The organism is Streptomyces sp. NPDC045846 (assembly GCF_056431605.1).
The window spans coordinates 32,293-57,645 of sequence record NZ_JBWKKJ010000005.1 but is presented as its reverse complement, the minus strand read 5'-3'; the positions used below and the strand labels follow the sequence as shown (position 1 = coordinate 57,645).

Below are 25,353 nucleotides of genomic sequence, written 5' to 3'. Positions count from 1 at the left end.
CGCGACCAAGCCCCCCCGGACCCGCCCGGCGTCACGCCCCTGCCCGTACCGGACGTCGCAGCAGGTAGGCCCCTGCTCCGCAGGCCAGGACTGCCATGCATCCGATGAACGCCAGCCCCGCCCCTTCCAGGCCGAGCGGCCCGACCAGTACGCCCACGCCGATCACCGGGACCGAGATACCCGCGTACGCCACCACGAACAGGGCGGAGATGACCGCCGCGCGGCGGTCGGCCGGGGACGCCTGGGCGACCGCCGAGAGGGCCGCGCGAAACGCCAGGCCCTGTCCGCCTCCGCCGACCAGCGCGCTCAGCACCATCAACGGCAGCAACTCCCAGCGGAGCGCGGCCGCCAGCAGCGCCAGGCCGGTCAGCAGGGCGGCGCAGCCCAGCGGCAACGACCGTGCCAGTCCGACCCGGCCGACGGCCAACTGACCGCCGGTCGAAGCGAAGAAGGCGAGCGCCACGACCAACCCGACCAGCGCGTGGTCACGCACGTTCAGGGAGTGCGCCAGGAAGGCGGGGGCCACCGAGGTGAACACCCCGAACAGGGCGAACCCCACGAACGACGCGATCGCGGCCGGCACGAACACCGTACGCACCCGCGCGGGCAGGCCCGGACGCTGCGGCCGTGCGCTGCGCAGCGGCCGGGGTTCGCGTACCGTCTCCGGGAGCCGCCACAGGACCGCGGCCGATCCTGCCACCAACACCAGGTGCACGACGAACGGCAGGGTCAGCGGCCAGGGTGTGTACTGCGCGAGGAGGCCGGCGACCAGCGGGCCGCAGCCGAGTCCGCCCATGTTGGCGGCCGTCGCGACGAACGTGGCCCGGGAGGCGCCGCCGCGCGGGGCGAGGTCCATGACGTATGCCGTGGCCGCCCCGGTGAACAGCCCGACGGACGGCCCGGACAGCAGCCGTCCCGCATAAAGCCAGCCGAGCCCGGTCGCGCACAGGAAGCAGACCGCGCTCAGCGCGGCGAAGGCCAGACCGCCCAGCAGCACGGGTCGCCTGCCCACCGTGTCCGACACGTTGCCGACCAGCAGGAGCGTCCCGATGACGCCGAAGGCGTACACCGCGTAGACGACGGTGACCGTCAGCTCGGAGAAGCCGAATTTCTCCTGGTAAAGGCCGTAGAGCGGAGTCGGCAGCGTGGTGCCGACCATGCACACGGCGAACACCGCTCCAGCGAGCAGGCACTGCCGCCATCCTCCTCGGAGATCACCGTCCATCCCCCGACGGTAACTCCGCCCTCGGCGCCCGCCCTGCCCGGCGCGACCGGCGCGCCGGGCAGGTGCGGATCCGCGCGGGCCGATCGTCAGCGAACGGTCACGGTGAAGACGGGCGAGGCGGTGTTCCCGCTGACGATGCGCAGGTCGTTCTTGCCCTTGATGCCGAGCTTCACGCCCAGCGAGTACGTGCCCGTGGCGTTGAGCGTGGTCACGGCGGGCAGGCTGACCCACTTGGCGCCCTGCTTCTGCTGCAGAACCACCTTGCTGCCCGCTTTCAGGCCGGTCGCGCTTCCGGTGACCCGGAACAGCTGCCATGCCTGCACCGAGGTCACCGACGGCTTCGCCGTGACACTGGCCTTGACGGCGGCGGCGCTCGAAGACACGGGAGTGGCCGCCGAGGCCGCCGTCCCCATCAGACCGACGGAGACGGCTCCGATGACGCCCACGGCGGCGATGCGCAGGGAGTAACGCTTGATGACAGTCATGAATGTGCCTCTCATCCACACGGTACCGACTCGCGGTCAGCCGAGTCGGTGCCACTTGCACGCTTCTTGCCTCACAAGAAGGCTCCCGTCGACGACGCGTTGCCCCGCGTATGTCACCGTCCTGCAACAGCCGCGCCGCTGAAGCCAGTTGGAAGCCCTGCCGTGAGTAGGCCGTGGACATGACGGAGAGGGTGGAGATCGAAACGACAGGTGTTCTCCACCCTCGATTCCACCCGTGGGTCCAGGTGCTGGAAGCCTCGTCGCAGCAGTCTTGAGGCATGACAACGACCGAGTGGATCACCGACATCGCCCTCATCCTCATCGTCTTCCGGCAGCTGCGGGAGGACCGGCTCGATCTCAAGACCTTCCTGATCCCGCTGGGGATCGTGGCCTACGTGGCGTACTCGTACCTGGGCACCATCCCCACCGCGGGCAATGACCTGGTGCTGGTCGCGGCCCTGATGGGCGTGGGCGCCGCGCTCGGGATCGCCGGCGGCGTCTACACCCGGATCCGGACGCTCGGCGGGCAGACCCTGATCAAGGCGGGGGCGGTGTCCGCGATCCTGTGGGTGGTGGGCATGGGCGCGCGGATGGCCTTCCAGATGTGGGTCGAGCACGGCGGCGGCGCTGCTGACGTGGCGCGGTTCAGCCTCACTCACCACATCACCAGCGACCAGGCCTGGGTGGCCGCGTTCGTGCTGATGGCCATCACCGAAGTCGTCACGCGGGTGGCCACCATCTTCGTACGGAGCAGGACACGGTCGGTGACCGCCGTCGCACCCGTCCTCGACCGAGCGGCCTGACCGTGCGCTATGTTCGGCCCGTGCCGCCCAGTGAGAGTGCCCCGCCCCCCAGGAAGTCCCCGGCCCCCGTGGTGGGGCCGCGGCCGTTTCCCGGACATGACCCGCACATGCAGTGGGTGCTGACCCTCGCGGTCATCGTCGTCGGAATCCTGACGATCCGGCCTCTGGGCGTCAGTGGGCACGGACTGGTGGTCGCCGCCCTCTTCGGGATCAACTCCGCGGCCCTGCTGCTGAGGGGGCTGCCGGAGAACAAGATCCCTCAGCACTGGGTTCTCGCATGGCTGACCTTCGGGATCATCGCGGCGGCCGCCCTGATCGGCGTCAGCCGTAGCGGATCCGGCTACCTGTTCGCCTTCTTCCTCTCCGGACACCTCGGATACCGGCTCCCGGCCAAGCAGGCGCTCGTTCTCGCTGGAGCCTGCAGTCTGCTCTGCGCCGGCGTTCTGTATTTCCAGCTCGGGCCGGGGCACCACGCGCTGCCCTGGCAGTTCGGTCTCACCACCGGCGCCCCGGTCCTGATCGGCATCCTCAACCGCAGCCGGCGCGAGTCCGTGCGGGCGGCGATCTCGGCGGCCCAGTCCGCCGAGCGCGCCGCCCGGGCGGAGGCCCAGACCGCCGTGCTGACCGAGCGCAGCCGGATCGCCCGGGACGTGCACGACGTGCTGGCGCACTCCCTGGCCGGGATCAACATGCAGTTGGAACTGGCCGACGCCCTGCTCGACACCGGCGACCTGGACAAGGTCCGCGAGGCCAACAACAAGGCGCACAGTCTGGTCAAGGAGAGCCTGAAGCAGGCCCAGTGGACCGTGCACGCACTGCGTGAGGACTCGCTTCCGCTGCTGGAGAGCCTGACCGCAATGCTCGAATCGTCCGGCCACCGCGGCGTGCTGACCGTGACCGGACCGGTCCGCGAGGTACCGGCCCAAGTGACCCAGAACCTTCTGCGGATCGCCCAGGAGGCGCTGACGAACGCCGCTCGCCACGCTCCGGGGGGAGAGGTCGGGGTGGAGCTGACGTTCGCCGCCGCATCGACGACACTGAGGGTCCGCAACGGCGCCGCGACGCGCGAGGTGAGCCCGGGTGTCGGCAGCGGGATGGGGCTGATCGGAATGCGCGAACGAGTCGCCCTGCTGGGTGGCAGCGTTACCGCGGGCCCCGTCACCGAGGGGCCGGACCAGGGTGGTTGGCAAGTGGAGGCAGTGATCCCGGAATGACTGAACCGACCGAGAAGCAGAAGCGGTTGAGGGTCGTCGTCGCCGACGACCAGGCCGCCGTACGGGAGCCCCTCGCCGCGGTGCTCGGGCTGTCCGAGGACATCGAGGTCGTCGCGGCCGCCGCGGACGGGAGCGAGGTGCTCACGGCTGTCGCCGCGGGGCCGGTCGACGTGGTGCTGATGGACCTCAGAATGCCCGTGCTGGACGGGATGGAGACCACCCGCCGGTTGAGCGAGGAGCACCCGCAGGTGGCCGTGGTCGTGCTGACCACGTTCGCGGACGACGACTCGATCCTGGGCGCCCTGGGCGCGGGAGCCCGCGGCTACCTGACCAAGAACGCGGGGCGCCAGGACATCATCCGGGCCATCCGCGCCGCTGCCGCGGGCCAGTCCGTCCTCGACCGCGAGGTCCAGGACCGGCTGCTCGCCACCGCCAGGGCCAGGACGCCGACGCCCTTGCCGGGGCATGCCCTGCCGGACGACCTCACGCCCCGCGAACGCGAAGTCCTCACGCTGATCGGTCAGGGCCTGCCCAACCGTGCCATCGCCGAGCAGCTCTTCATCAGCGAGGCCACCGTGAAGACCCACATCAACAACCTGTTCGCCAAGGCGGGACTCCGCGACCGGGCCGACGCGGTACGCCGCGCCATCGAGGCGGGACTGGCCTGACCGCCGCCAGTCCGAAGGACCTGAGCCCGCCGATACGAGCAGGGAGCGCGTCCAGACGCATCGAAGGGGCTCCGGACCGGAGCCCCTCCGACCGCCACCTCCACCACCCGACCCCACTCGCCGACCGACGAGCTCAACTCCCCCGCCGGTCCTGGGACGCCCTGCCGCCCTCTATCCATCGCCGTCGTAGACATGGGCGGATCACGCCCGAGGGTGGTCTCAGCTCACGCCCGAGGGTTGTCTCAGCGGCAAACGGTCCAGCGATCCCTGGAGGATCAGACCGGTCGCTCGGCCGTCAAGGCGAAGGTCCGGAGCGGGTCGAGGTGCAGTTCATGGGGGCCCATGCAGTCGGCTGCCAGGGTCGCCACGAGCCTCCCGCACACGCAGGCCAGGTTGCGGCCTCCAGTGCCCAACGGTCCACAGCACCCCTGATGGACGCCGAGCGATCCACTCAGCCGAAGGCTGGGCACGTCCTCAGGGTGCACGATCACGGAACGCGTGGGCCCTGCGGACACCATGCCGGTCAGTTCGGGTGGCATGAGAAGCGCCCGGCTCCCCCAGGCCTCCCTGGCATGGGCTTCAGGGGCCACGAAAGGTGCGCCCCAGGGTTCAGGGTCGATGGCGTACCTGCCGTGCGGCACAGTCGACGGCGCGAGCCGACTCTCGGGGCTACGGCCCCTTCCGGGCGCATTGCCATCCGGAACGGCCGCCAGCTCCCTCAGGTCAGGCGTGAGTTCGGCACCACACTTCGCACAGCAGAACACGGTCACGCCAGCTGTTGTATCCCACGGGCATCGCCAGCCACGACTGCAATACGCCTGCGGGGCCACCCTCCCGATCGACCTCCCGTGTGCTGCATGGGCGTTGAGGAATCCGCACCGTGGGCGATCCCTGCGCCCAGAGCCTGCTCGGCATTGGACTCACGCGTCGGCTGATCAAGCACGCAGGGTCTGCCAACGGCGAGTCGGACCGGGACCACCCGCCCCCGCTCCACCAGTTGACCAATCGTCTGGTCATCCAGTGGAGCGGACGCGGGGTCGGTTCAGGAGGTTCCCAGCGGGTTGAGGAGGGTGAAGCGCCAGCCGCCGTCGGCGTCGCGGCGGACGATGTTGGCCGTGGTGCCGGTCGGGGCGATGCGCTTGCCATCGGGGCCGTCGACTTCCAGCGTCCAGTCGGTGACCAGCAGGGCGGTCTCCGCGGCGACCAGGGCGTGCCGCGAAACGTTGGTCAACTGGCCGCGGGCGGCGACGGTTCCGCCGATCTCGGCACGCAAAGCCTCGACTCCGGTGATGTACTCGCCGGCCACCGTACGCATGGCAGCCCCGGGGGCGAACAGGGCAAGCACGCCCTCGACATCGCCCGCGTTGAGGGCGTCCTGGAACAGGATCGGCAGCTTCGCGGGGTCGGTGACGACAGGAAACATGGGTGAGGTCCTCACTTCAGGAAGGGGCGATGGTGACGGTGTCTCGGCGCCGCGCCCGGAGGGGCGCGCGCCGCTCGGCCGTGACTCCACGATCCCCTCGTAGCTGCCCTCCGGACGAGGTAGGCTCCGGACCTGGGATGGTGAAAAATGGACAGCGTGATGTCATCGAGATCGCGTACAGCAATCCCGACCGATCACACACCGGCATCGAAGTGGTGACCTTCGAGGCGCTGAGGCCGCGGCTGAGGCGCTCCGTGACCCGTCGACCGAGCCGCCTCGACTTCCACCAGATCATGCTCGTGCGCGGCGGCGAGGGCTCCGCCATGGTCGATTTCGTCAGGCACCCCTGCACACGCGGCACGCTGCTGCATCTGCGGCCCGGGCAGGTACAGCGCCTCCCGTCCGGCACGAACGGCCGCCCCGCGGACCTCGACGCCACCCTTGTGCTGTTCACCGCCGACTTCCCACCCCCTCTGGCCGCGACCCGCGAGGCACTCGACGGCTTCGGCCCCGTCGCATGGCACCTGCCGCCCGCCCAACTTGACGCCTTCGAGCGCGCCGTGTCCGAGATCGACGCGGAGTACCGGACGCTGCGAGGCGGGCCGGACACGTCACCGCCCACCGGCAGCCACAACGAGTTGACCGGGACATTGCTGCGCCAGCTCCTCGGCGCGCTACTGATCCGTATCGCTCGCCTCGCGGATCCGCCGGCCGCGCCCGCCGCGCCCGCACCCGGCAGCGAGGTCTACCTCGCCTTCCGGCGCGAGCTGGAACGCTCCTTCGCCACCACCCGCTCCGTCGAGGACTATGCCGCCCGGCTCGGCTACGCTCCCCGGACCCTGACCCGTGCATGCCTGGCTGCCACCGGCCGCAGCGCCAAGCAACTCGCCGACGCACGCGTCACGTTGCAGGCGCAACGGCTCCTCGCCCACAGCGATCTGCCCGTGGCCGAGATCAGCCGCGCACTCGGCTTCACCGAGCCCACCAACTTCGGCAAGTTCTTCACGCGCGAGACGGGCCACACCCCTGGGGAGTTCCGCCGAACTCAACGATGAGACGGCCCGGCCCCCCCCCTCGACTCCCCGGCTCGTCCTCCGGTCCGGCGGCCGAGGTCGATTGTCAGTGGTGGGTGAGACGGTGGAGCCATCGAGTTCGGAACGAGGGGGAGTTGCCATGTCCGGTAGCCAGAACTACATCAACCACGTCGCGCTTGTGCTGGATGCCAGTTCGTCCATGTCGCACCTGAGCGGCAAGGTCGTCGAAGTCGCCGACCAGCAGATCGAGTACCTCGCCCGCCGCTCCCGGGAGCTCGACCAGGAGACCCGCGTGACGGTGTACGTCTTCGCGGACAAGGTGGAGTGCGTCATATACGACAAGGACGTGCTGCGCATGCCGTCGCTGAAGCAGCTGTACCGGGTCGGTGGGATGACAGCGTTGCTGGCGGCCGCGCTGAAGTCGCAGGGGGAACTGGCGCAGACTGCTCAACTGTACGGAGACCACAGCTTCCTGACGTTCGTCCTGACCGACGGACAGGAGAACGCGAGCCACCGCTGCGCGGACGCCCCGACCAAGGACCCACGTGAGCTGGTCAAGGCCGTGTCGCAAATGATCGCGACGCAGCACGACAACTGGACGCTGGCCGTCCTCGTGCCGGACCAGATGGGTAAGCGCGAGGCCATGCAGTGCGGGTTCCCGAAGGACAACATCGCCATCTGGGACGCCACGAGCACACGGGGCCTGGAGGAAGCCGGGCAGGTCATCCAGCAGGCCACCGAGAACTTCATGATGGGCCGTGCCCAGGGCATCCGGGGATCGCGAGCGGTGTTCTCCACGGGCGCGGACGCGGTCAACAAGGACACCATCAAGGCGGCCGGTCTCACACCCGTGGACCCGTCGGAGTACCAACTGATACCGGTGGCTCGGGACGCGGGGATCCGGGAGTGGGTCATCGAATGCGGGCACACCTACCGCACGGGATGTGCCTTCTACCAGTTGAGCAAGTCGGAGAAGATCCAGGCGCGGAAGCAGATCGCGGTGCTGGAGAAGAAGACGGACCGGGTGTACACGGGCCCCGAGGCCCGGGCCCTGCTCGGCCTGCCGGACACCGAAGCACGCGTCAAGCCGGACCACAACGACGACTTCACCATCTTCGTGCAGAGCACCAGCGTGAACCGGAAGCTCGTGGCCCACACGCGACTCCTGCTGATGCTCTGACCCACCGTCAGGCAGTGCGCGGACGGGCGGCGGCCGGTGGTCGTGTGGCGGCACGGCGAGGCATGATGACGGGGCGGCCGCCGCGTACGACAACGCGGTGTACGCCGGGGCCCCCGTGCGGCGGGTCCCACGTACACCTCAGGGACGGAGCCGAGCAACTTCCAAGCTCGCCTACTGTCATGGCGGTTGAGGGTTTCCGACTCATACCGCAGGGCGTTCCGCCGTCACCGCGTAGTAGTCGAGGAGGCCTTCATCGAAGGCGCGCAAGAAGTTGCGGGGCCATGTGCCCGGCTTCCACATGCCTGCCAGCCAACGGTCCCAGCCCGGCCATACCGATGCGCCGATCGATGTCGCGCTGACCCGGGTCAGTCCGGCCTCTTCGAGACGGGTGACCAGCCGAGGAACGGTGTGCGCGACATCGAGGCCGCTGGCGAAGGTGTCGAGCAGCTTGCCCAGTTGTGCCTCCCGGCCGCCCTCGTCGCCGGGCACGAAGAAGCTGGCGACGACGGCGCGGCCGCCGGGACGCAACACCCGTGCGGTCTCCCGGGCGAACGCCCCGAGGTCACGAAAGTGCTGAGCCGCCTCGATGCTGTACACGCGGTCGAACTGTCCGTCGGCGAACGGCATGGACTCGGCCGCGCCGCGGGCGAATCGCAGCCGAGCGGGACGGCGGCCCAGCAGCTCCGCGTTCCGCGCCTCGGCCCGCCCGAGCTGCTCGGGATGGATGTCCATACCGGTGACATGAGCGAAACCGCACTCCTCGACCGCCACGGCCGCACCGGCCCCCAGGCCGCAGCCGACCTCCAGCGCCCGCGCTCCCTCGGTCGGCGCCAGAAGGGCGAGTACATGGCGGTACATCGCCTGCTGGCTGCGGATCCGGTCACCTCCGGTCAGGGGCCGGTCGAGATCGATCCCCTGCCAAAAGCCGAAGTTGATGAACCCGCCGCCGAAGAGCGGTTGGGAACCGAGATCGGCCGGACCGTACGCTTCCCGCACCGCGGGCGGCACCGACGGCTGCGCCACCCCGGATGACTCGGACATCGCGCTACCTCCTCCGGGCCGGGCGGGTCGAAGGCCCGTGCTGGCCTCAACTCCCCTCGGCCTGAGGCAAGTTTGCAGGACCTGGCAGACGCACCACCCCGCTTTCCGGACATCGACGACGCACGGGGCTCAGGAGGCCTCGCCGCCGGCTTCCCGGTGCGGGCTGATTGCAGGACGCGAGTGTGTCGCGGCGGGCAACCGGCCGCGCCCCGGCGCCCCGGTCAGCAGATCCGGGCGTCGGGGCGGGAGTGGTCAGGCCAGGGCCACCAGGTCGCGGTAGTCCTCGCTCCACAGGTCCTCGTACGCGTCCGGCAGCAGCAGGACCCGATCGGGCCGCAGCGCGTCGATGGCCCCCTCGTCGTGGGTGACCATCACGATCGCCCCCGGGTATGCGTCCACGGCGTCCAGGACCTCGTCCCGGGAGGCCGGGTCGAGGTTGTTGGTGGGCTCGTCCAGGAGCAGCACGTTGGCCCCGGAGTGGACCAGGCCGGCCAGAGCCAGACGGGTCTTCTCCCCGCCGGAGAGGACACCGGCCCGCTTGTCGGCGTCGTCCCCGCTGAACAGGAACGCTCCGAGCACCCGCCGCACCTCGCCGTCGGTCAGGTGCGGAGCGGCCGCGGACAGGTTCTCCCGAACCGTGCGAGCGGGGTCGAGGGTGTCGTGCTCCTGGGCGAAGTACCCCAGACGCAGCCCGTGTCCGTGGACCACCCGGCCGACGTCCGCCCGCTCCCGCCCGGCGAGCAGACGCAGCAGCGTGGTCTTCCCGGCGCCGTTGAACCCGAGGACCAGCAGGCGGCTGCCGCGGTCCACGGCCAGGTCCACACCGTCCAGGACGCGGTGTCCGTCGTAGGCCTTGCCCAGGCTGACCGCGCCCAGCGGCATCCGGCCGCAGGCAGCCGGTTCGGGCAGGCGGATCCTGGCGACCTTCTCCGTGCGCCGGACCGGTTCCAGTTCGGCGAGCATCCGGTCGGCTCGTCGCGCCATGCTCCTGGCGGTCACCGCGGTGGCGGAGCGGGCCTTCATCCTGTCCGCCTGGGCGTGCAGGCTGGCGGCCTTGCGTTCGCCGTTGGCCCGCTCCCGTTCCCGGCGCCGCTCGTCGGCCGCCCGCTGGGTCAGGTAGGCGGCCCATCCGGTGTTGTGGAAGTCGATCGTCGCCCGGGTCGCGTCCAGATGGAACACCCGGTTGACGGTGTCGGCCAGCAGGGACGTGTCGTGGCTGATCACGACGAGGCCACCCTGGTGTGCCTGAAGGAAGGCACGCAGCCAGGCGACCGAGTCCGCGTCCAGGTGGTTGGTGGGCTCGTCGAGGAGGAGCGTGCCGTCGTGTCCGGCGAACAGGATGCGCGCGAGTTCCACCCGGCGCTTCTGTCCGCCTGAGAGCGCGCCGACCGGCTCGCCCAGCACCCGGTCGGGCAGCCCGAGTCCGGCCGCGACGCGAGCGGCTTCGGCCTCGGCTGCGTATCCGCCGCCCGCCTGGAAGGCGGATTCGGCCCGGGCGTAGGCGTCCATCGCACGCTTCAGCTCGTTGGGTGAGCCCGCGTCGGCCATCGCCGCCTCGGCCTTGCGCAGCGCGCGGAGGGCGGTGTCGAGGCCGCGGGCGGAGAGGATGCGATCGGTGACCGTCATGGCGGGATCCGCGGCGCGGGAGTCCTGCGCCAGGAATCCGACCGATCCGGTCCGCGTGATCGTGCCCGCGGCGGGACGCGTCTGTCCGGCCAGCGAGGTCATGAGGGTGGTCTTGCCCGCGCCGTTGCGGCCGACGAGGCCGATCCGGTCGCCGGGAGACACGGTGAAAGAGAGGTCGGAGAGCAGCAGGCGGGCGCCCGCGCGCAGCTCAACACCACGAACGGTAATCATGGGAAAACGCTCCGAAAAAGCAAAGGGACAGACTTCTGGCGTGGAAGCGGGTCCTCAGCTAGGAAATTCGGGGCGTAGACATGGACACCACGGTAACGAACACGCCTGGAGGCGCGCCACTCCTTTTGTGCGCCGGGGCCGTCGAGCGGGCGCCGGTCCTCGCGAGTCGGGTGACGCGGCCGTCGCGATCCTCCTCCCCCGCTTCAGGAGTCGCGCGGTCCACCCGGCGTGACGGGCTCGCAGGCCGCAAGCACCCCCGCTCACCCCTGGCGCGCGGGGTCGTTCACGATGTCGCGCAGCCATGGGCTGCGGACGGCCGGAAGGCGGACCAGGGTGTGCTCGAACACCCCCGGATCCGCGCGGAAAAGGTGGCCGGGGTGCGGCGCGGGCGGGTCGAAGTCGTCGCGCAGTACGCCGTCGGGCAGGCGGCCCGATGCGGGGATGGGCAGCTCCGGCTCGGGGGACACCATCCACCGCCATACCCCGAACGACAGCGGCACCAGGTACCCGGACCGGCCGGCCGGAGCCCAGAGCTGTCCCGTCTGCGGGTGGGACGGCACGAGGAGGATGTCGGCGTCCTCGGGAGGAAGCCGCTGCCCCGGTCCCGCTAGGACGGCACGCCGCGGCTGTCCGTCCGCAGGCAACAGCGCGTCGAGCGCACGTTGGAACACCTCCTCCGCCCAGCCGTCCGGAACGGTCACCGGTCGGCCCTCCGAGGCCGCGAGCAGATGAGCGAGCGCAGCGCCAGCCGCCGCCTCCCACTGCGGGCTCCACGACCACCGGTAGCTCGACCAGTGGCCGGGATCCATCCGCGATGCCCACCTGGCGATCGGCCCGAAAGGAGGGGTGCCCCTCCCGTCCGCCATCAGCTCCGCCCACGAACGCGGTGCGGCCTCGCCTCCCGCGACCGGAACGCGGCACACGGCGTCCGGGGCGAGCCACATCGCCTGCCACAGCGAGCAGTCGTCGATCCGGCTCGCCACGGGCAGGCCACACTGCGCGCAGGCCGTGTTGGGGCCGTCGGCCCCGTCCAGTCCGCAGCAGTAGCCGCCCGGGCGGCCCTCCCGAATCAGCACGGTCCCGCGGGCATCTCCGGGCGCGATGACGGTCGCACCCGGGGCGCCGTCCGACAGGGCATGGACCGGTGCGTAGACACCTCGCGCGAACGCTTCGTCCGGATGAATACGGTCCCATGTCCGCCACGGCGGCCCCCAGGGCTCCAAGTCCACCGCGAACGTGCCCGGTTCCATGAGCACCGGGAGCTGCGTGCCGTTGCCGTACTTCTGATGAGCGTGGACCGGCAGGGCGACCCGGGACAGCGGAGCGGTCAGCTCGGCGCCACACCCCGCGCACACGAAAACGAACAACCATCCCCCTTTGAGAAAGAGAGGCATCATCGCAACTCTGCTGGCGCCATGCCCACGGGTTTTGAGAAGAGCGCGTCCGTCGTGGCGGCGTGCCCCGATCGGGCGCGTCGTTGTGCCTTCGGTTCGCTGAAACTTAACTTCCTTGCCAGAGAAGCGAGTTGTGCACAGCAGCCTCTTGCGCGGCCAGGGCCCCCTGCCGGGCCGCATGAAAACGCGTTGTGCCGTGCTCCGGCCGCCGGTAAGGATGGTGAGCCATGGGACATCTCGAAGCCTCGCACCTGGAGTACTACCTGCCCGATGGACGGGTGTTGCTCGGCGATGCCTCGTTCCGGGTGGGTGAGGGGTCGATCGCGGCCCTGGTCGGTGCCAACGGGGCCGGGAAGACCACCCTGTTGCGGCTGCTCTCGGGGGAGTTGCAGCCGCATGGTGGCAGCGTCAGCTCCAGCGGGGGTGTCGGGGTCATGCACCAGTTCGTCGGCTCGGTGCGCGATGACCGCACGGTGCGCGACCTGCTGGTGTCCGTCTCGCAGCCGAGGATCAGGGAAGCCGCCGCGGCGGTTGACGCGGCCGAGCACCTGATCATGACCGTGGACGACGAGGCCGCGCAGATGACGTATGCGCAGGCGCTGAGCGACTGGGCCGAGGCGCGCGGGTACGAGGCCGAGACCGTGTGGGACATGTGCACCATGGCCGCGCTCGGCACACCCTACGACCGGGCTCAGTTCCGCGAGGTGCGCACGCTCAGCGGCGGCGAGCAGAAGCGGCTCGTGCTCGAAGCGCTGCTGCGCGGGCCGGACGAGGTGCTGCTGCTGGACGAGCCGGACAACTACCTGGACGTGCCCGGAAAGCGCTGGCTCGAAGAGCGCCTCGCGGAGACGCGTAAGACGGTCCTGTTCATCTCCCACGACCGGGAACTGCTGGCCCAGGCCGCGCAGCGGATCGTCGCGGTCGAGCCGGGGCCGGCGGGCTCCGACGTGTGGGTGCACGGCGGGGGCTTCGCTACGTTCCACGCGGCGCGGGAGGAGCGGTTCGCGCGCTTCGACGAACTGCGCCGACGCTGGGACGAGAAGCGGGCGCAGCTGAAGAGACTGGTCCAGGATCTTCAGCAGTACGCCGCGCGCAGTGACGAAATGGCCTCGCGCTATCAGGCGGCCAAGACCCGGTTGCGGAAGTTCGAGGAGGCCGGGCCGCCGCCGGAGCCGCCGCGCAAGCAGGACATCCGGATGCGTCTGCAGGGCGGCCGGACGGGCGTACGGGCCGTGGTGTGCGACAAGTTGGAGCTCACGGGGCTGATGAAGCCGTTCTCCCTCGAGTTGTTCTACGGGGAACGCGTGGCGGTGCTCGGCTCGAACGGTTCGGGGAAGTCGCACTTCCTGAGGCTGCTGGCCGGTGAGGACGTGCGGCACACGGGCGGCTGGAAGCTGGGGGCACGCGTGGTTCCGGGTCACTTCGCGCAGACCCACGCGCATCCCGAACTCCTGGGGCGCACCCTGGTCGACATCCTGTGGACCGAGCACGCCAAGGACCGGGGCGGGGCGATGTCGGCCCTGCGCCGGTACGAGCTGGAACGCCAGGGCGACCAGACCTTCGACAAGCTGTCCGGCGGTCAGCAGGCGCGCTTCCAGATCCTCCTCCTGGAGCTGGCGGGAACGACCGCCCTGCTGCTCGACGAGCCGACCGACAACCTCGACCTGGAGTCGGCGGAGGCCTTGCAGGACGGTTTGGAGGCGTACGACGGCACGGTGCTCGCGGTCACCCACGACCGCTGGTTCGCCCGGTCCTTCGACCGTTATCTGGTGTTCGGCTCGGACGGCGTGGTGCGCGAGACCACGGAGCCGGTGTGGGACGAGCGCCGGGTCGTGCGGTCGCGCTGAGCCGCCGGTGCCCCCGGCCGGTGAGAGGGCCGACACCCGGGGTACTCGCGGCGCATGACGAAATCGCATCTCCCAGGACAAAAGCGCGGTCGGTCACGGGCCGTTGGGGACAAGGGCCGCAGGGATCAGGACGTCGGTCCCGGGCCCGAGGTGGAGCAGGCCGCGCCGGATGCTCCGACGGACCTGCCGAAGGCGTCGTGGGGCGCGGTGCTCAAGGGCAGTCTGCGGGAGTTCAGGGACGACGAGCTCACCGACCGGGCAGCGGGCCTCACTTACTACGGGGTGCTGTCGTTGTTCCCGGCACTGCTGGTGCTCGTGTCGCTGCTCGGCATCACCGGCAGGTCGACCACCGACAAGCTTCTGCAGAACATCCAGCAGCTCGCGCCCGGCAAGGTTCGGGACATCCTCACGGGCGCAGTGAAGCAGTTGCAGGGCGGCGTCGGACTCGGCTCGCTGGTGGCGGTGGTGGGCCTGGTACTGGCGGTGTGGTCGGCGTCGGGGTATGTGGCGGCCTTCATGCGAGCGGCCAACGCGGTCTATGAGATGCCCGAGGGGCGGCCGATCTGGAAGCTCCTTCCCGTCCGGGTGGGGCTGACCGTCGTCCTGATGGCGCTGGCGATGATGAGTGCGCTGATCGTGGTCTTCACCGGCGGCCTCGCCCACCAGGCGGGTGCCGCGCTCGGGATGGGCGACGCGGCGTTGACGGTGTGGTCGTTCGCCAAGTGGCCGGTGCTGCTGGTGCTGGTCATCATCATGATCGCGCTCCTGTACTGGGCGAGCCCGAATGCCAAGGTGAAGGGCTTCCGATGGGTCACGCCGGGCAGTTTCCTGGCCCTGCTGATCTGGATGCTCGCCTCCGCCGCCTTCTCGTTCTACGTCGCCAACTTCGCTTCGTACAACAAGATCTACGGCACCATGGCCGGGGTCATCGTCTTCCTGGTGTGGCTGTGGATCACCAATCTGGCGATCCTGCTCGGGTTGGAGTTCGACGCCGAGGTCGTACGGCAGCGGGCGATAGCGGGCGGCATGCCGCCGGACGAGGAACCGTACACGCAGCCGCGCGACACGCGGGCGTGGGACGAGCGGGACCGGCGCCGCCTCCCGGACCTCTGACCTCCGTCCGCGCCCCAAGAGGGTGCCCGACTGAGCCCTGAATCGTCCCATTGCGGGTACCCGCGTCCGGGCAGGCGGTCGGCGGCGCTGGTGCTCGCCGACCGGTGAAGACCAAGGAGGACGGGAGGTGGGCGTGGTGTCGAGTACGCAGGACGCCGGACCCGGCCGCAGTACGCGCGGTACGGGCGAGGAGCCGGTGAGCGAGCTGGTGCAGCGGGCTTCGCACCAGCTGACAGAGCTGGTGCGCGGCGAACTCAGGCTGGCGCAGGCGGAGATGACGGAGAAGGGCAAACGCTATGGAAAGGGCGGTGGACTGTTCGGCGGCGCCGGACTCGCGGGTTTCCTGACCTTGCAGGCTCTGGTGGCGGCGGCGATCGCCGCTCTCGCGCTGTCGTTGCCGGTGTGGGCCGCCGCGCTGATCGTCGCGGCGGTGCTCGGTGGGATCGCCGGAGTCATGGCCCTGACGGGGAAGAAGCAGTTCGGCCGGGCGGCGCCGCCGGTGCCCGAGCAGACGATCGGAAACGTGAAGGCCGACGTGGCCAAGATCAAAGGGAGTGCACACCGATGACCGAGCCGCACCGTGATGACCGACCTGCTGCCGGCTCCGACGAGTTGCGCGAACAGGTGGAGCACACCCGGGAAGAACTCGGGCGAACGGTCGAGGCGTTGACGGCCAAGGCCGATGTCAAGGCCCGCGCCCAGGAGAAGGCCGCCGAGGTTCAGCAACGGGCCGCGGCCGGGGCCCAGGAGCTCAAGGCCAGGACCACCGAGATCGCCCACCAGGTGCGGGACAAGCTGCCCGACCCGGTCAAGGACAAGGCGGCCCAGGCCGCGGACCAGGCCCGGACCAAGGCCGCCCAGGCCGGACGCGTGTGGGAGGAGAAGACCCCCGAAGAAGCACGGCGGAAGGCCGCCCTGGCCGTACAGGCGATGGCGGACAAGCGCATCGTGCTGCTGGCGGCCGGGGGCGCGGCCGCCCTGGTGTGGCTGGCCTGCCGGCGCAGGAAGGGATGAGCCGATGAAGGCATCGAAGATCGCCTACAAGCCGGTCGGGCTCGTTCTGGGAGCCGTCAGCGGCATGCTCGCCGGACTGGCGTTCCGGCAGGCGTGGAAGGGCATCGCCCACGAAGGGGACGCCCCTGACGCCACCGACGAGGATCGGACCTGGCGCGAAGTGCTGCTCGCGGCCACGTTGCAGGGCGCGATCTACGCCGCGGTCAAGGCCACCGTCGACCGGGCAGGTGCGACCGCGACCCGGCGCCTGACGGGCACCTGGCCCGGCTGACGCCCCGCCCCGTCGCCCCGCAGAGGACCGGCCCCCGTCGGCCCGGCGCCACGCGCGCCGGCCGACGGGGCCGGGGCGCGGTCATCCGCCGAGCGCCTCGGCCATCGCATCGAGACCGGCGAGCCGCTCTCCCGGGACGGACCGCGGTTGGGTCTCCCTCCTGCTGCGGGCCCATGCCGCCGCGCACGGACCGGGAGGAAGCGCACGGTGTGACGTGAGCGTCCCTGCACCCGCGCCGTCGCTCACCACGGCACGGACGTTCCGTCCCAGGACGACGACTCCCCGAGGGAGCCGTCATGCTCACGGCCGGCCTCGGATCGCCCTCGGCCCTCACCCGGTGTTGGCGTGCTGCCCCTGCGCCGCGCAGAACCACCCCGCGATGTTCCCGAAGAACGCGCAGGCCCACCACAGGAGCAGGGCGAGCCCGGCGAAGTACGAGGGCCACAGCAGCCAGGCCACGCCGTAGCCGGACGCGGCGGTCACGAGCGGGGGCACCAGCACGTACCAGAACCGCCCGGCCCGGCGCATCACCCGCACCGCGCCCCGCCCGGTGAAGAACGCGGCCAGCGCGAACACGGCGAGCACCACGAGCCCCATGAGCGGTGAATCCATGCCCCCGACGCTACCCACCAGCTGAGCGGCGCATGACATCGGCTCCCCCGATCCCGGATCACGGGCGGAACTCCTCCCCGTCCGGGGCGCGCCGCCTCGCGGCCAGCGCCGTGGCCGCCGCGAGGAGGACCAGAGCGGTCAGAGCGGAGCGCCATGGGGAGCCGTCGCCCTCGATGGACGGGGACACCCGGCGCCGGGGATCGTAGGCGATCCGGATCCGCGTTCCCGCCGAGGTGACGCGATGGCGCTCGGTGATCTCGGTCGGGTATCCGCCGGGGCAGCTCAGCGCGAAGTGGTACACGGTCGCCGGGACGCCGCCCTCACCCGAGGACTGCAGGACCCTGCTGGTGACCTCGCGGACATCGCAGGTGACGCTCTGGCTGCGGGCCGTTCCCTCCTCCACCGCCTCCAGGGTCAGGAACAACCCCAGCGCCATCAGAAGCACCCCGAAGAATCCGCCACTGCCGTCGACGAGTACGAAGTACACGACGCAGGTGAGAACGATCAGGGCGGCTCCACCCACCAGCGCCACCGTCTGCGACGGTGGCGAGGCACTCGCGAAGCACCAACGGCCCCACGCGTACGCGGCCGCCGCAGCGACCATGGGTACCACCGGGGCAAGCCACCGCACCTGGGCCTCCGTTCTGGCATGAACACCTCGACAGCCAGGACGCCCGCCCCGCGCCATTGGTTTCGGTGCCGGGCGCCTTGTACCACTCCCGCCCCGCGGCTCAGATCCGGCGAGGAATGCTCGGTGAACGGCGGGCGTCCGGAAGTGGTTGGACGACATGCCTCCTCAACTAGCCATGCTCGGAAGGCACTTGACGGTCCAAGAAGGTGACGGGGCGGGCGTCTCAGCGACGCCCGCCCCGTCACCCCGGCGACACGGGCGCGGCCTTCACTCGGTGTGCAGGACCCGCGCAATGGTCTGACGGGCCGCGGTGCGTGCCGGTATCACCGCGCCCAGTGCCGCGATCGCCACTCCGGCAAGGGCGGGCAGCGCCATGGTCCCCGGGTGCCACACATCCAGCATCCAATCCGCGAGGGCGATGTGGGCGCTGCTCTCGGTCAGCGGGATCACCACCTGGTAGGCCGCCACTCCCAACGGCAGCCCGAGGATCCCGCCGACCAGGCCGAGCCCCGCCATGGACACCACCAGCATCACGGTGACCTGCCGCGGGGTCATGCCGATCGACTTCAGCATGCCCAGATCGCGCCGCCGCTCGCGGCTGCTGAGGACCACGGTGTTGAACACCCCCATCGCGGCGACCACCGCCAGCATCAGGGTCAGCGCGGACGCGGAACTGATCACCGTCATGGCCCCGGCGTTCACCGACGTCTGCTCGCTCGGGGCGAGACCGGGGTCGGCGGCCCGAACGGCCTTCATATAGGCGGCGGTGTCGGCATGCGGCACGAGCCGCACCCAGTACTGGTTGGCCTGCGTGCTGGGCGCCAGGGCGGTCAGGGTCGGCCAGTCGGCCCGCATCATGTCGGCCGGGCCGGACATGACCTCGCCGACCAGGGTCACCCGCTCGGTGCGCCCGTTCGCCGCGCCCAGCGCGAACGAGTCGCCCACACGCAGGCCGTGCTTGGCCAGGAACCTGCCGGAGGCCACGACCTCTCCGGGGGCCTTCATCCACCGCCCTCGGGCGAGGTCGTCCTGGAGCACGGACCGGCCCTCGCGCGCTCCCTGGATCGTCACGCCCTCGCTCTGCCCGAGCAGCCGCACATCGGCGAAGCCCACGGCGGACACGTCCGCCGCCTGCGGCAGTCCGCGCAACAGCGCCTGTGCCGACGCGTCGTCGTGGTGCGGGACGGTCTGCCCGAACCTGGCCTCGCCGCGCCAGACGACGACCTGCAGTCTGCCCGAGCTCTCGACGGCGTCGCCGTACGAGACCATCGTGGTCGACAGCCCGGTCGCGAAGGTCACCGTCGCCACCCCGAGCAACACCGCGGAGACGGTGAGCAGCGATCGTCCGGGCCGGGCGAAGGGCAGACCGAGTCCCAGGCTCACCGAGCGCGGCAGCCGCGCCCCGGCCAGCCAGCGCTGCACCTTCAGCGCCCTGCCGCCGCTGGGAGCGCTGCCCGCGCTGATCGCCCGTGCCGCGGAGAGGCGGTGCGAACGCAGGGCCGGGATCAGCGCGGCCAGCACGGTGACCGCGGGCATGCCGAGCGCCGTCACCACGTACACCCAGGAGCTGACCGACGCGGTGACGTTCACCTGGCCGAGGCTCGCGCCCTGGAAGACCTGGTGAAGGAGCGGCTTCGCGACCACCCCGCCGAGGGCCGTCCCGATCGCGGCGCCCACCGCGGCCGGGACGCAGACCATCACCAGATAGACCGCGACCACCTGGTTGGGGGTGAACCCGAGGGACTTGAGCACGCCGATGTGCCGGAAGCCGGACACCACCGCGCCACTCACCACATTGCCCACGATCAGGACGGCCACCAGCAGACCGAGGATCCCGAAAGCCATGAGGAACGGCACGAACGCGTTGGGCTGGGAGGCGACCTGCGCCTTCAGCGTCAGGTACGACTGGTGGGCGACCAGGGAGCCGGACGGCAGCCCGGACGTCACCGAGGTGGTGCCGGTCGCGATCTGGTCGGACGTCGCGGCTCTGTCGAAGCGGTACAGCATCTGGTACGTCGTGGGGTGCAGTGCCTCGATCTGCTGCGGGGAGACCCAGGCCTGCGCGGTTCCGCTCACACTGGAGGCGAGGCCGACGACGGTCAGCGGTGCGAGGCCGGGCAGTTGGATCCGTTTGCCGAGCGGGGAGCGCGGTCCGCTGCCAATGCCGGGCGCGTCCGGCAGAGCCAGGACGAGTTCGCCGGGTCCGGTGGCCCAGTGCCCGGCGAACAGGTCGAGGCGATCGACCGACCCGCCGGGGCCCGCCCGCCCCACCACGCTCACCGGACCGTTCCCCATCCCCGGCATCTCCTCGGCCACGCTGCGCGGCAGGTCCACCACGGCCTGCGGGAAGGGCCCGGCCGCGGCCTCGACTCCCGGACGGTGCGCGGTCCGTGCCACCTGATCGGCCGAGGTCTTCGCCGCGTCGAACGTGGCGACGACGTGCGCGCCCTTCGCCTCGCCGAAGAGCCGGTCGAAGGGGCCGGACGCCACGTCCAGCAGCCCCAGGGCGACCACCAGGGCCATGCTGGAGACAAGGACCACCAGGGCGATGACCGAGGTCTGGAGCCGGCGGCGGCGTACCGCCGCGCGCGAGGCCCGCCACACCGCGCTCATGCCGGACGCTCCAGGGTCCGCTCGCCCGTGATCCGGCCGTCCGCCATCGTCACCAGCCGACTGGCGCAGCGCGTGGCGAGCCGCGCGTCGTGCGTCACCAGCATCAAGGTCTGCCCCAACTGGTTGAGGTCGATCAGCAGGTCCATCACCTGCTCGCCCGCGTGGCTGTCCAGCGCGCCGGTCGGCTCGTCGGCGAGCAGCAGCGCGGGCCGGTTCATCAACGCGCGGGCCACCGCGACACGCTGGCGCTCGCCGCCGCTGAGGGCGGCGGGATAGACGTTCCTGCGGTCGGCGATGCCGAGCTCGTCGAGCAGTTCGAGCGCTCTGCGGCGGGCCTGGCGGGCGGGGGTTCCGGTGAGCTGGGCGGCCAGGGCGATGTTGTCGATCGCGGGCAGGTCGTCGATCAGGTTGAAGAACTGGAAGATCATGCCGATCCGGCGGCGCCGGAAGAGCGCGAGGCCCGTCTCATTGATGCTGCCGAGGTCCTCGCCGTGCACGCGCACCGAGCCCCCGGTCGGCCGGTCGAGGCCCGCGATCATGTTCAACAGGGTCGACTTTCCGCAGCCGGACGGCCCCATCACCGCGACCGCCTCTCCGGCGCCGATCTCCAGAGACACCCCGTCCAGGGCGGCGGTGTCGCCGTACTCCCTGCGCAGGCCGCTCACTTGGACGACTGCCCGCTCCCGCACGGCCTGGCCCGTGCCCGGGGCCGTGCCCCTGATGTTTTCGGTGGTCATGACAGGGACGTTAAGCGGCGTCGCGGGAGCAGTGCGTCAGCCCCCGGAGGTAATCCGCGGCCGCCGTCATCCTGGCGATGTACGGCCTGGTCCCGGGGGTGGACGCCCGCTGTCTCGCGGGCCTGGCAGGATGGCACCGTGTTCATATCGGGGACGGGCTGGCTGCTGACCGCCTTTGTGACGGGGAGCCTGGCCGCGGCCGGCGGCGCCACCGTGCTCCTGGTGCGCGCCCGCCGCCGCTACCGCAAGGCCCTGGAGGACCAGGGCTGGCTGCTCGAACGTGAACGGGAGACGGCCGCCCGCACCGCCGTCACGGCGGAACGCGCCCGCATCGCACGCGAGTTGCACGACGTCGTCAGCCACAAGGTCAGCCTGATGGTGGTCCAAGCGAGCGCCGCACGCGAGGTGCTGACCACCCTGCCCGGCGAGGCGGAGACCGCGCTGCGGGCCGTCGAGGGCGCCGGACGCGACGCGATGACCGAACTGCGCCATCTGCTCGGCCTGTTGGCGCCCTCCCCCGACGGCGACGACGAGAAGGAGGAGCCCGGCAGCCTCTCCGCGCTCGCGCCCCAGCCGACCCTCAGCCAACTGGGCATCCTCGTCGACCGCATCGCCTTCGCCGGACTCCCGGTCGAGGTGCGCGTCTCCGGCGAACCGCGCCCGCTGGCACCCGGCATCGACGTCACCGCCTACCGGATCATCCAGGAGGCGCTCACCAACGCGCTCAAGTACGGCGACGGCGGCAAGGCGACGGTCACCGTGCGCTACGCCGATCACAGCCTGCGGGTCGAGGTCCTCAACAGCGGGCCGAGCGTGCTGTCCGCTGCCCCCACGACCCCGGCCGCCGCGCCGGACGACCGCAAGCACCGGAAGGACGGAGCGGGGCGCGGCCTGATCGGCCTGCGCGAGCGCGTCGCCGTCTACGACGGCCAGTTCGACGCCCGGCGCCGCATCGGCGGGGGCTACCGCGTCCGCGCCCGCATCCCCCTGGAGCGCCCGTGACCGAGCCCGCCCCCGAACACGGCTCCCCCCAGCCCGCGGAGACCGGCCCCGCCCGCGGCCCCCGCGTCCTCATCGCCGATGACGAAGAGCTCATCCGCACCGGCTTCCGCCTCATCCTCACCTCGCGCGGCATCGACGTCGTCGGAGAGGCCGCGGACGGCGTACAGGCCGTCGCACAGGCCCAACGGCTGCGCCCGGACGTCCTCCTGATGGACATCCGCATGCCCCACCTGAACGGGCTGGACGCCGCCAAGCAGGTCCTGCGCCTGCTCCCCGACTGCCGGGTCCTCATGCTCACCACGTTCGACCTCGACAGCTACGTCTACGCGGCCCTGGCGGCCGGAGCCAGCGGGTTCCTCCTCAAGGACGTCACCGCCGCCCATCTCGCCGCATCCGTACGGCTGGTGAACACCGGAGACGCGCTGCTCGCCCCCTCCATCACCCGACGGCTGGTCGAGCGCTACGCCACCACCCAGGGCGGCGCCCGGCCCCCCGGCCCGGCCGCCGCGCCCGCCGTCCACCGTGACCTGGCCGCACTGACCCCGCGTGAACTACAGGTGCTGGCTCTGATGGGCCGCGGCCTGTCCAACACCGGCCTCGCCGAAGCCCTCACCCTCAGCGAGGCCACCGTCAAGACCCACGTCGCCCGCATCTTCGCCAAACTCTCCCTGCGCGACCGCGCCCAGGCCGTCGTCCTCGCCTACGAGACGGGCCTCGTCACCCCGGGCGGTTCGCCCTCCGGCTGAAGAACCGGCTCCGCTTTCTGGGGCGGCTGGATCGGGCGCCACGGCCCCCAGCCCCTCCCACGCCGCGAACTTCCACCCATGGGCCAGTAGAGATTCCTGCCCGGCGCGGTCAAGTTGGCATCGATGTCTGCCAAGAGACGGGAAAGCCTCCGTCGATCAATTGACCGTGTCCGGTCACCACTGCTTGGCTTCCGCCCAGCGATCGGCGCACCACCCGCAGTACACCGCACCAACGTCACACGCCGTGGCACATCACGGTTGGTCACCTTCCCGCCGGAGCAGGCCGGGAGGATGCGCGCCAAGTCTGCACACCGGGCGGGACGTCTCACCTCGCGTCGCCCGCACGGGAGTCCAGAGCCGCGCGTACATCCCCCCTCCCGTCCCGCAGCGCGCCGCCGGCGTCCCGTACGACCTGGAACACCGCTCCAGCGTTGCGCCTCGCTGCCCGCATTCAGGAACGGATCGCCCGCCGACCGGCGTCACGCGATCCGTTGGAGAGAGGATCCCCCTACACATGGGTACCCCCTACATACGCGGCACGGTACGAAGAGCCCTCACCGGTCTCGCGTCGCTGTCCCTCGTCACCGGCGCCATGATCGCCGTCGCCGCACCCCAGGCGGACGCCGCCCCGGCCCCGGACGCGTCGAACGGCCACGCCGTCACCAACCCGTACAGCCCCGCCTACCAGCACGCCTACCGCCACGGTGTCGTGCCGACCGCGCAGCAGAACGCCAAGATGAAGTCGTGGCAGGCCACCCACGCCTCGCCGAACGTGGCGACCGGCCCCGAGACGCTGTCCTACGGCGGCGGCATCGACGGCATCGGCGTCCAGAGCGGACACTCGAAGGTCTACCTGGTCTTCTACGGAAACCAGTGGGGCACGCAGAGCACGGACGCCAACGGGAACGCCAAGTTCTCGGGCGACTCGGCCGGAGCCGCGGGCGCCGCCCAGCAGATGTTCAAGGGCATCGGCACCGGCAACGAGCTGTGGTCCGCCGACCTGACCCAGTGGTGCGACGGCCCCAACGTGGCCGCCGGGGCGACCAGTTGCCCCTCGAACGCCAACTTCATCCCGTACCAGAGCGGCGGGGTGCTCTCCGGCGTCTGGTACGACAACGCGGCCGCCTCCCCCAGTGCCGCCTCCGGGCACCAGCTGGGCCAGGAGGCCGTCAACGCCGCCGCCCACTTCGGCAACACGTCGGCCGCCGCGAACCGCGACGCCTACTACGTGATCCTCTCGCCGCACGGCACCAACCCGGACAACTACCAGGGCCAGTACTGCGCCTGGCACGACTACAACGGTGACAGCACCCTGACCGGCGGCGCGGTCAGCTCGCCCTACGGCGACGTCGCGTTCAGCAACCAGCCGTACAACATCGACTCCGGTTCCGGCTGCGGCGTCGGCTTCGTCAACTCGCCCGGAACGCTCGACGGCTGGACCATGACGCTCGGCCACGAGTGGCACGAGATGATGTCGGACCAGAACCCGGCGGGCGGCTGGACCAACCAGACCGGCAGCTCCTACAACGGCCAGGAGAACTCCGACGAGTGTGCCTGGCTCAACCCCGGAACCGCGGGCGGCGCGGCCAACGTCACCATGGGCACCGGCACCTTCGCCGAGCAGGCCAGCTGGTCCAACGACACCAACGCCTGCGCCATCTCGCACCCGATCGTCGGGGGCGGCTCGACCGGCAACACCGTGACGGTCACCAACCCGGGCGCCCAGAGCACCACGGTCAACACCGCCGTCTCGCTGAAGGTCAGCGCCTCCGACTCGGCGAGCGGACAGACCCTGACCTACTCGGCCACCGGCCTGCCGGCCGGCCTGTCGATCAACTCCACCACCGGGCTGATCAGCGGCACGGTCACCACCGTCGGCAACTCGACCGTGAGCGTGACGGCCAAGGACTCCACCGGCGCTTCCGGCAGCACCTCGTTCGGCTGGACCGTCTCCGCCGCCGGCACAGGGGGCGTCACCAACGGCGGCTTCGAGACCGGCAGTCTGTCCGGCTGGACCACGAGCGGCACCACCGCCGCCAGCACCTCGGCCGCGCACAGCGGCAGCTACGGCGCGCTGCTCGGCTCGGCCAACCCGACCAACACGTCCTCGATCGCCCAGACGTTCACGGCGCCGAGCGGCAGCTCCAAGGTCTCCTTCTCGTACGACGTCACCTGCCCCGACACCGTGACGTACGACTGGGCGACGGCCACCCTCAAGGACAACACCACCGGCACGACCACCACCGTGCTGGCCAAGACCTGCACCCTGGGCGCGGGCTGGAAGCAGGCCTCCGGGCCCCTGACCGCGGGCCACAGCTACACGCTCACCCTCACCAGCCAGGACGACAACTACGCCGGTGACGCCACCTACACCTACTACGACGACGTGACCGTGTCCTGACCTCTCACGATCGCGAGGGCGGGCCGTGTGGCCCGCCCCCGC

Annotated in this window: 23 protein-coding genes; 13 read left to right on the top strand and 10 right to left on the bottom strand. The window is 71.0% G+C overall.

The annotated features are described in order from the left end of the window. Positions 1 to 31: 31 nt before the first annotated feature. Both AC07F3_RS15315 and AC07F3_RS15310 read right to left on the bottom strand, forming a co-directional pair. A complete protein-coding gene (locus AC07F3_RS15315) occupies positions 32 to 1,225 on the bottom strand; it encodes an MFS transporter (protein WP_479114173.1) in 1,194 nt (397 codons plus the stop codon). Positions 1,226 to 1,311: 86 nt separating this feature from the next. After that, positions 1,312 to 1,710 carry a hypothetical protein gene (locus tag AC07F3_RS15310; protein WP_479114171.1) on the bottom strand — a complete coding sequence of 133 codons (399 nt, stop codon included), beginning with the start codon at positions 1,708 to 1,710 and terminating at the stop codon, positions 1,312 to 1,314. Between the two features lie 278 nt (positions 1,711 to 1,988). Between AC07F3_RS15310 and AC07F3_RS15305 the strand changes: the two genes are divergently transcribed. The 3 genes from AC07F3_RS15305 (at position 1,989) to AC07F3_RS15295 (ending at position 4,395) form a co-directional block, all read left to right on the top strand. Next, on the top strand, positions 1,989 to 2,513 hold the full coding sequence (locus AC07F3_RS15305) for a hypothetical protein (protein WP_479114170.1): 525 nt from the start codon (positions 1,989 to 1,991) through the stop codon (positions 2,511 to 2,513). Positions 2,514 to 2,620: 107 nt separating this feature from the next. Beyond that, positions 2,621 to 3,727, top strand: a complete 1,107-nt coding sequence (locus AC07F3_RS15300; protein ID WP_479114168.1) for a sensor histidine kinase — start codon at positions 2,621 to 2,623, stop codon at positions 3,725 to 3,727. Further along, complete coding sequence (locus tag AC07F3_RS15295) at positions 3,724 to 4,395, top strand: response regulator transcription factor (RefSeq protein ID WP_479114166.1); 672 nt, start codon at positions 3,724 to 3,726, stop codon at positions 4,393 to 4,395. Before AC07F3_RS15300 ends, AC07F3_RS15295 begins: the two co-directional genes overlap by 4 nt. 1,042 nt (positions 4,396 to 5,437) lie before the next feature. Here the strand turns inward: AC07F3_RS15295 and AC07F3_RS15290 are convergent. Next, complete coding sequence (locus tag AC07F3_RS15290; RefSeq protein WP_479114164.1) at positions 5,438 to 5,818, bottom strand: YybH family protein; 381 nt, start codon at positions 5,816 to 5,818, stop codon at positions 5,438 to 5,440. Positions 5,819 to 5,955: 137 nt separating this feature from the next. Between AC07F3_RS15290 and AC07F3_RS15285 the strand changes: the two genes are divergently transcribed. Together AC07F3_RS15285 and AC07F3_RS15280 are read left to right on the top strand one after the other, a co-directional pair. After that, a complete protein-coding gene (locus AC07F3_RS15285; protein ID WP_479114162.1) occupies positions 5,956 to 6,873 on the top strand; it encodes an AraC family transcriptional regulator in 918 nt (305 codons plus the stop codon). A 118-nt stretch (positions 6,874 to 6,991) separates the two neighbouring features. Beyond that, positions 6,992 to 8,032, top strand: a complete 1,041-nt coding sequence (locus tag AC07F3_RS15280) for a vWA domain-containing protein (protein ID WP_479114160.1) — start codon at positions 6,992 to 6,994, stop codon at positions 8,030 to 8,032. A gap of 201 nt (positions 8,033 to 8,233) precedes the next feature. Here AC07F3_RS15280 and AC07F3_RS15275 read toward each other — a convergent pair whose 3' ends face one another. The 3 genes from AC07F3_RS15275 to AC07F3_RS15265 form a co-directional block, all read right to left on the bottom strand. Next, entirely contained in the window at positions 8,234 to 9,055 is an 822-nt protein-coding gene (locus AC07F3_RS15275) for a class I SAM-dependent methyltransferase (protein ID WP_479114159.1), read from the bottom strand. A 270-nt stretch (positions 9,056 to 9,325) separates the two neighbouring features. Then, positions 9,326 to 10,930, bottom strand: a complete 1,605-nt coding sequence (locus tag AC07F3_RS15270; RefSeq protein WP_479114157.1) for an ABC-F family ATP-binding cassette domain-containing protein — start codon at positions 10,928 to 10,930, stop codon at positions 9,326 to 9,328. A gap of 260 nt (positions 10,931 to 11,190) precedes the next feature. Continuing rightward, entirely contained in the window at positions 11,191 to 12,297 is a 1,107-nt protein-coding gene (locus AC07F3_RS15265) for a hypothetical protein (RefSeq protein WP_479114155.1), read from the bottom strand. A gap of 254 nt (positions 12,298 to 12,551) precedes the next feature. Here AC07F3_RS15265 and AC07F3_RS15260 point away from each other — a divergent pair, with 254 nt between their 5' ends. From AC07F3_RS15260 to AC07F3_RS15240, 5 genes are all read left to right on the top strand, one after another. After that, positions 12,552 to 14,171, top strand: coding sequence for an ATP-binding cassette domain-containing protein (locus AC07F3_RS15260; RefSeq protein WP_479114153.1), 1,620 nt, complete (start codon positions 12,552 to 12,554; stop codon positions 14,169 to 14,171). Between the two features lie 54 nt (positions 14,172 to 14,225). Continuing rightward, on the top strand, positions 14,226 to 15,284 hold the full coding sequence (locus tag AC07F3_RS15255) for a YihY/virulence factor BrkB family protein (RefSeq protein WP_479114151.1): 1,059 nt from the start codon (positions 14,226 to 14,228) through the stop codon (positions 15,282 to 15,284). Between the two features lie 196 nt (positions 15,285 to 15,480). Continuing rightward, positions 15,481 to 15,852: a phage holin family protein gene (locus tag AC07F3_RS15250; RefSeq protein WP_479114149.1), complete on the top strand. Its 372-nt coding sequence runs from the start codon at positions 15,481 to 15,483 to the stop codon at positions 15,850 to 15,852. Then, on the top strand, positions 15,849 to 16,298 hold the full coding sequence (locus AC07F3_RS15245) for a DUF3618 domain-containing protein (RefSeq protein WP_479114147.1): 450 nt from the start codon (positions 15,849 to 15,851) through the stop codon (positions 16,296 to 16,298). The genes AC07F3_RS15250 and AC07F3_RS15245 overlap by 4 nt, the downstream gene beginning before the upstream one ends. Before the next feature lie 4 nt (positions 16,299 to 16,302). Then, a complete protein-coding gene (locus tag AC07F3_RS15240; protein ID WP_479114145.1) occupies positions 16,303 to 16,569 on the top strand; it encodes a DUF4235 domain-containing protein in 267 nt (88 codons plus the stop codon). A 330-nt stretch (positions 16,570 to 16,899) separates the two neighbouring features. Here the strand turns inward: AC07F3_RS15240 and AC07F3_RS15235 are convergent, their stop codons facing one another. The 4 genes from AC07F3_RS15235 to AC07F3_RS15220 all read right to left on the bottom strand — a co-directional run bounded on the left by AC07F3_RS15235 (position 16,900) and on the right by AC07F3_RS15220 (position 21,162). Further along, entirely contained in the window at positions 16,900 to 17,181 is a 282-nt protein-coding gene (locus AC07F3_RS15235) for a hypothetical protein (RefSeq protein ID WP_479114143.1), read from the bottom strand. Positions 17,182 to 17,239: 58 nt separating this feature from the next. After that, a complete protein-coding gene (locus AC07F3_RS15230) occupies positions 17,240 to 17,704 on the bottom strand; it encodes a hypothetical protein (protein ID WP_479114142.1) in 465 nt (154 codons plus the stop codon). Between the two features lie 375 nt (positions 17,705 to 18,079). After that, positions 18,080 to 20,425 carry an ABC transporter permease gene (locus AC07F3_RS15225; protein ID WP_479114141.1) on the bottom strand — a complete coding sequence of 782 codons (2,346 nt, stop codon included), beginning with the start codon at positions 20,423 to 20,425 and terminating at the stop codon, positions 18,080 to 18,082. Beyond that, positions 20,422 to 21,162, bottom strand: coding sequence for an ABC transporter ATP-binding protein (locus AC07F3_RS15220; RefSeq protein ID WP_479114140.1), 741 nt, complete (start codon positions 21,160 to 21,162; stop codon positions 20,422 to 20,424). The genes AC07F3_RS15225 and AC07F3_RS15220 overlap by 4 nt, the downstream gene beginning before the upstream one ends. A 138-nt stretch (positions 21,163 to 21,300) precedes the next feature. Between AC07F3_RS15220 and AC07F3_RS15215 the strand changes: the two genes are divergently transcribed. The 3 genes from AC07F3_RS15215 to AC07F3_RS15205 all read left to right on the top strand — a co-directional run bounded on the left by AC07F3_RS15215 (position 21,301) and on the right by AC07F3_RS15205 (position 25,311). Further along, positions 21,301 to 22,164 (top strand): sensor histidine kinase, encoded by an 864-nt coding sequence (locus tag AC07F3_RS15215; RefSeq protein WP_479114138.1) that lies wholly within the window; start codon positions 21,301 to 21,303, stop codon positions 22,162 to 22,164. Further along, entirely contained in the window at positions 22,161 to 22,910 is a 750-nt protein-coding gene (locus AC07F3_RS15210) for a response regulator transcription factor (RefSeq protein WP_479114136.1), read from the top strand. Before AC07F3_RS15215 ends, AC07F3_RS15210 begins: the two co-directional genes overlap by 4 nt. Positions 22,911 to 23,424: 514 nt before the next feature. Next, positions 23,425 to 25,311: a putative Ig domain-containing protein gene (locus AC07F3_RS15205; RefSeq protein WP_479114134.1), complete on the top strand. Its 1,887-nt coding sequence runs from the start codon at positions 23,425 to 23,427 to the stop codon at positions 25,309 to 25,311. Positions 25,312 to 25,353: the final 42 nt, after the last annotated feature.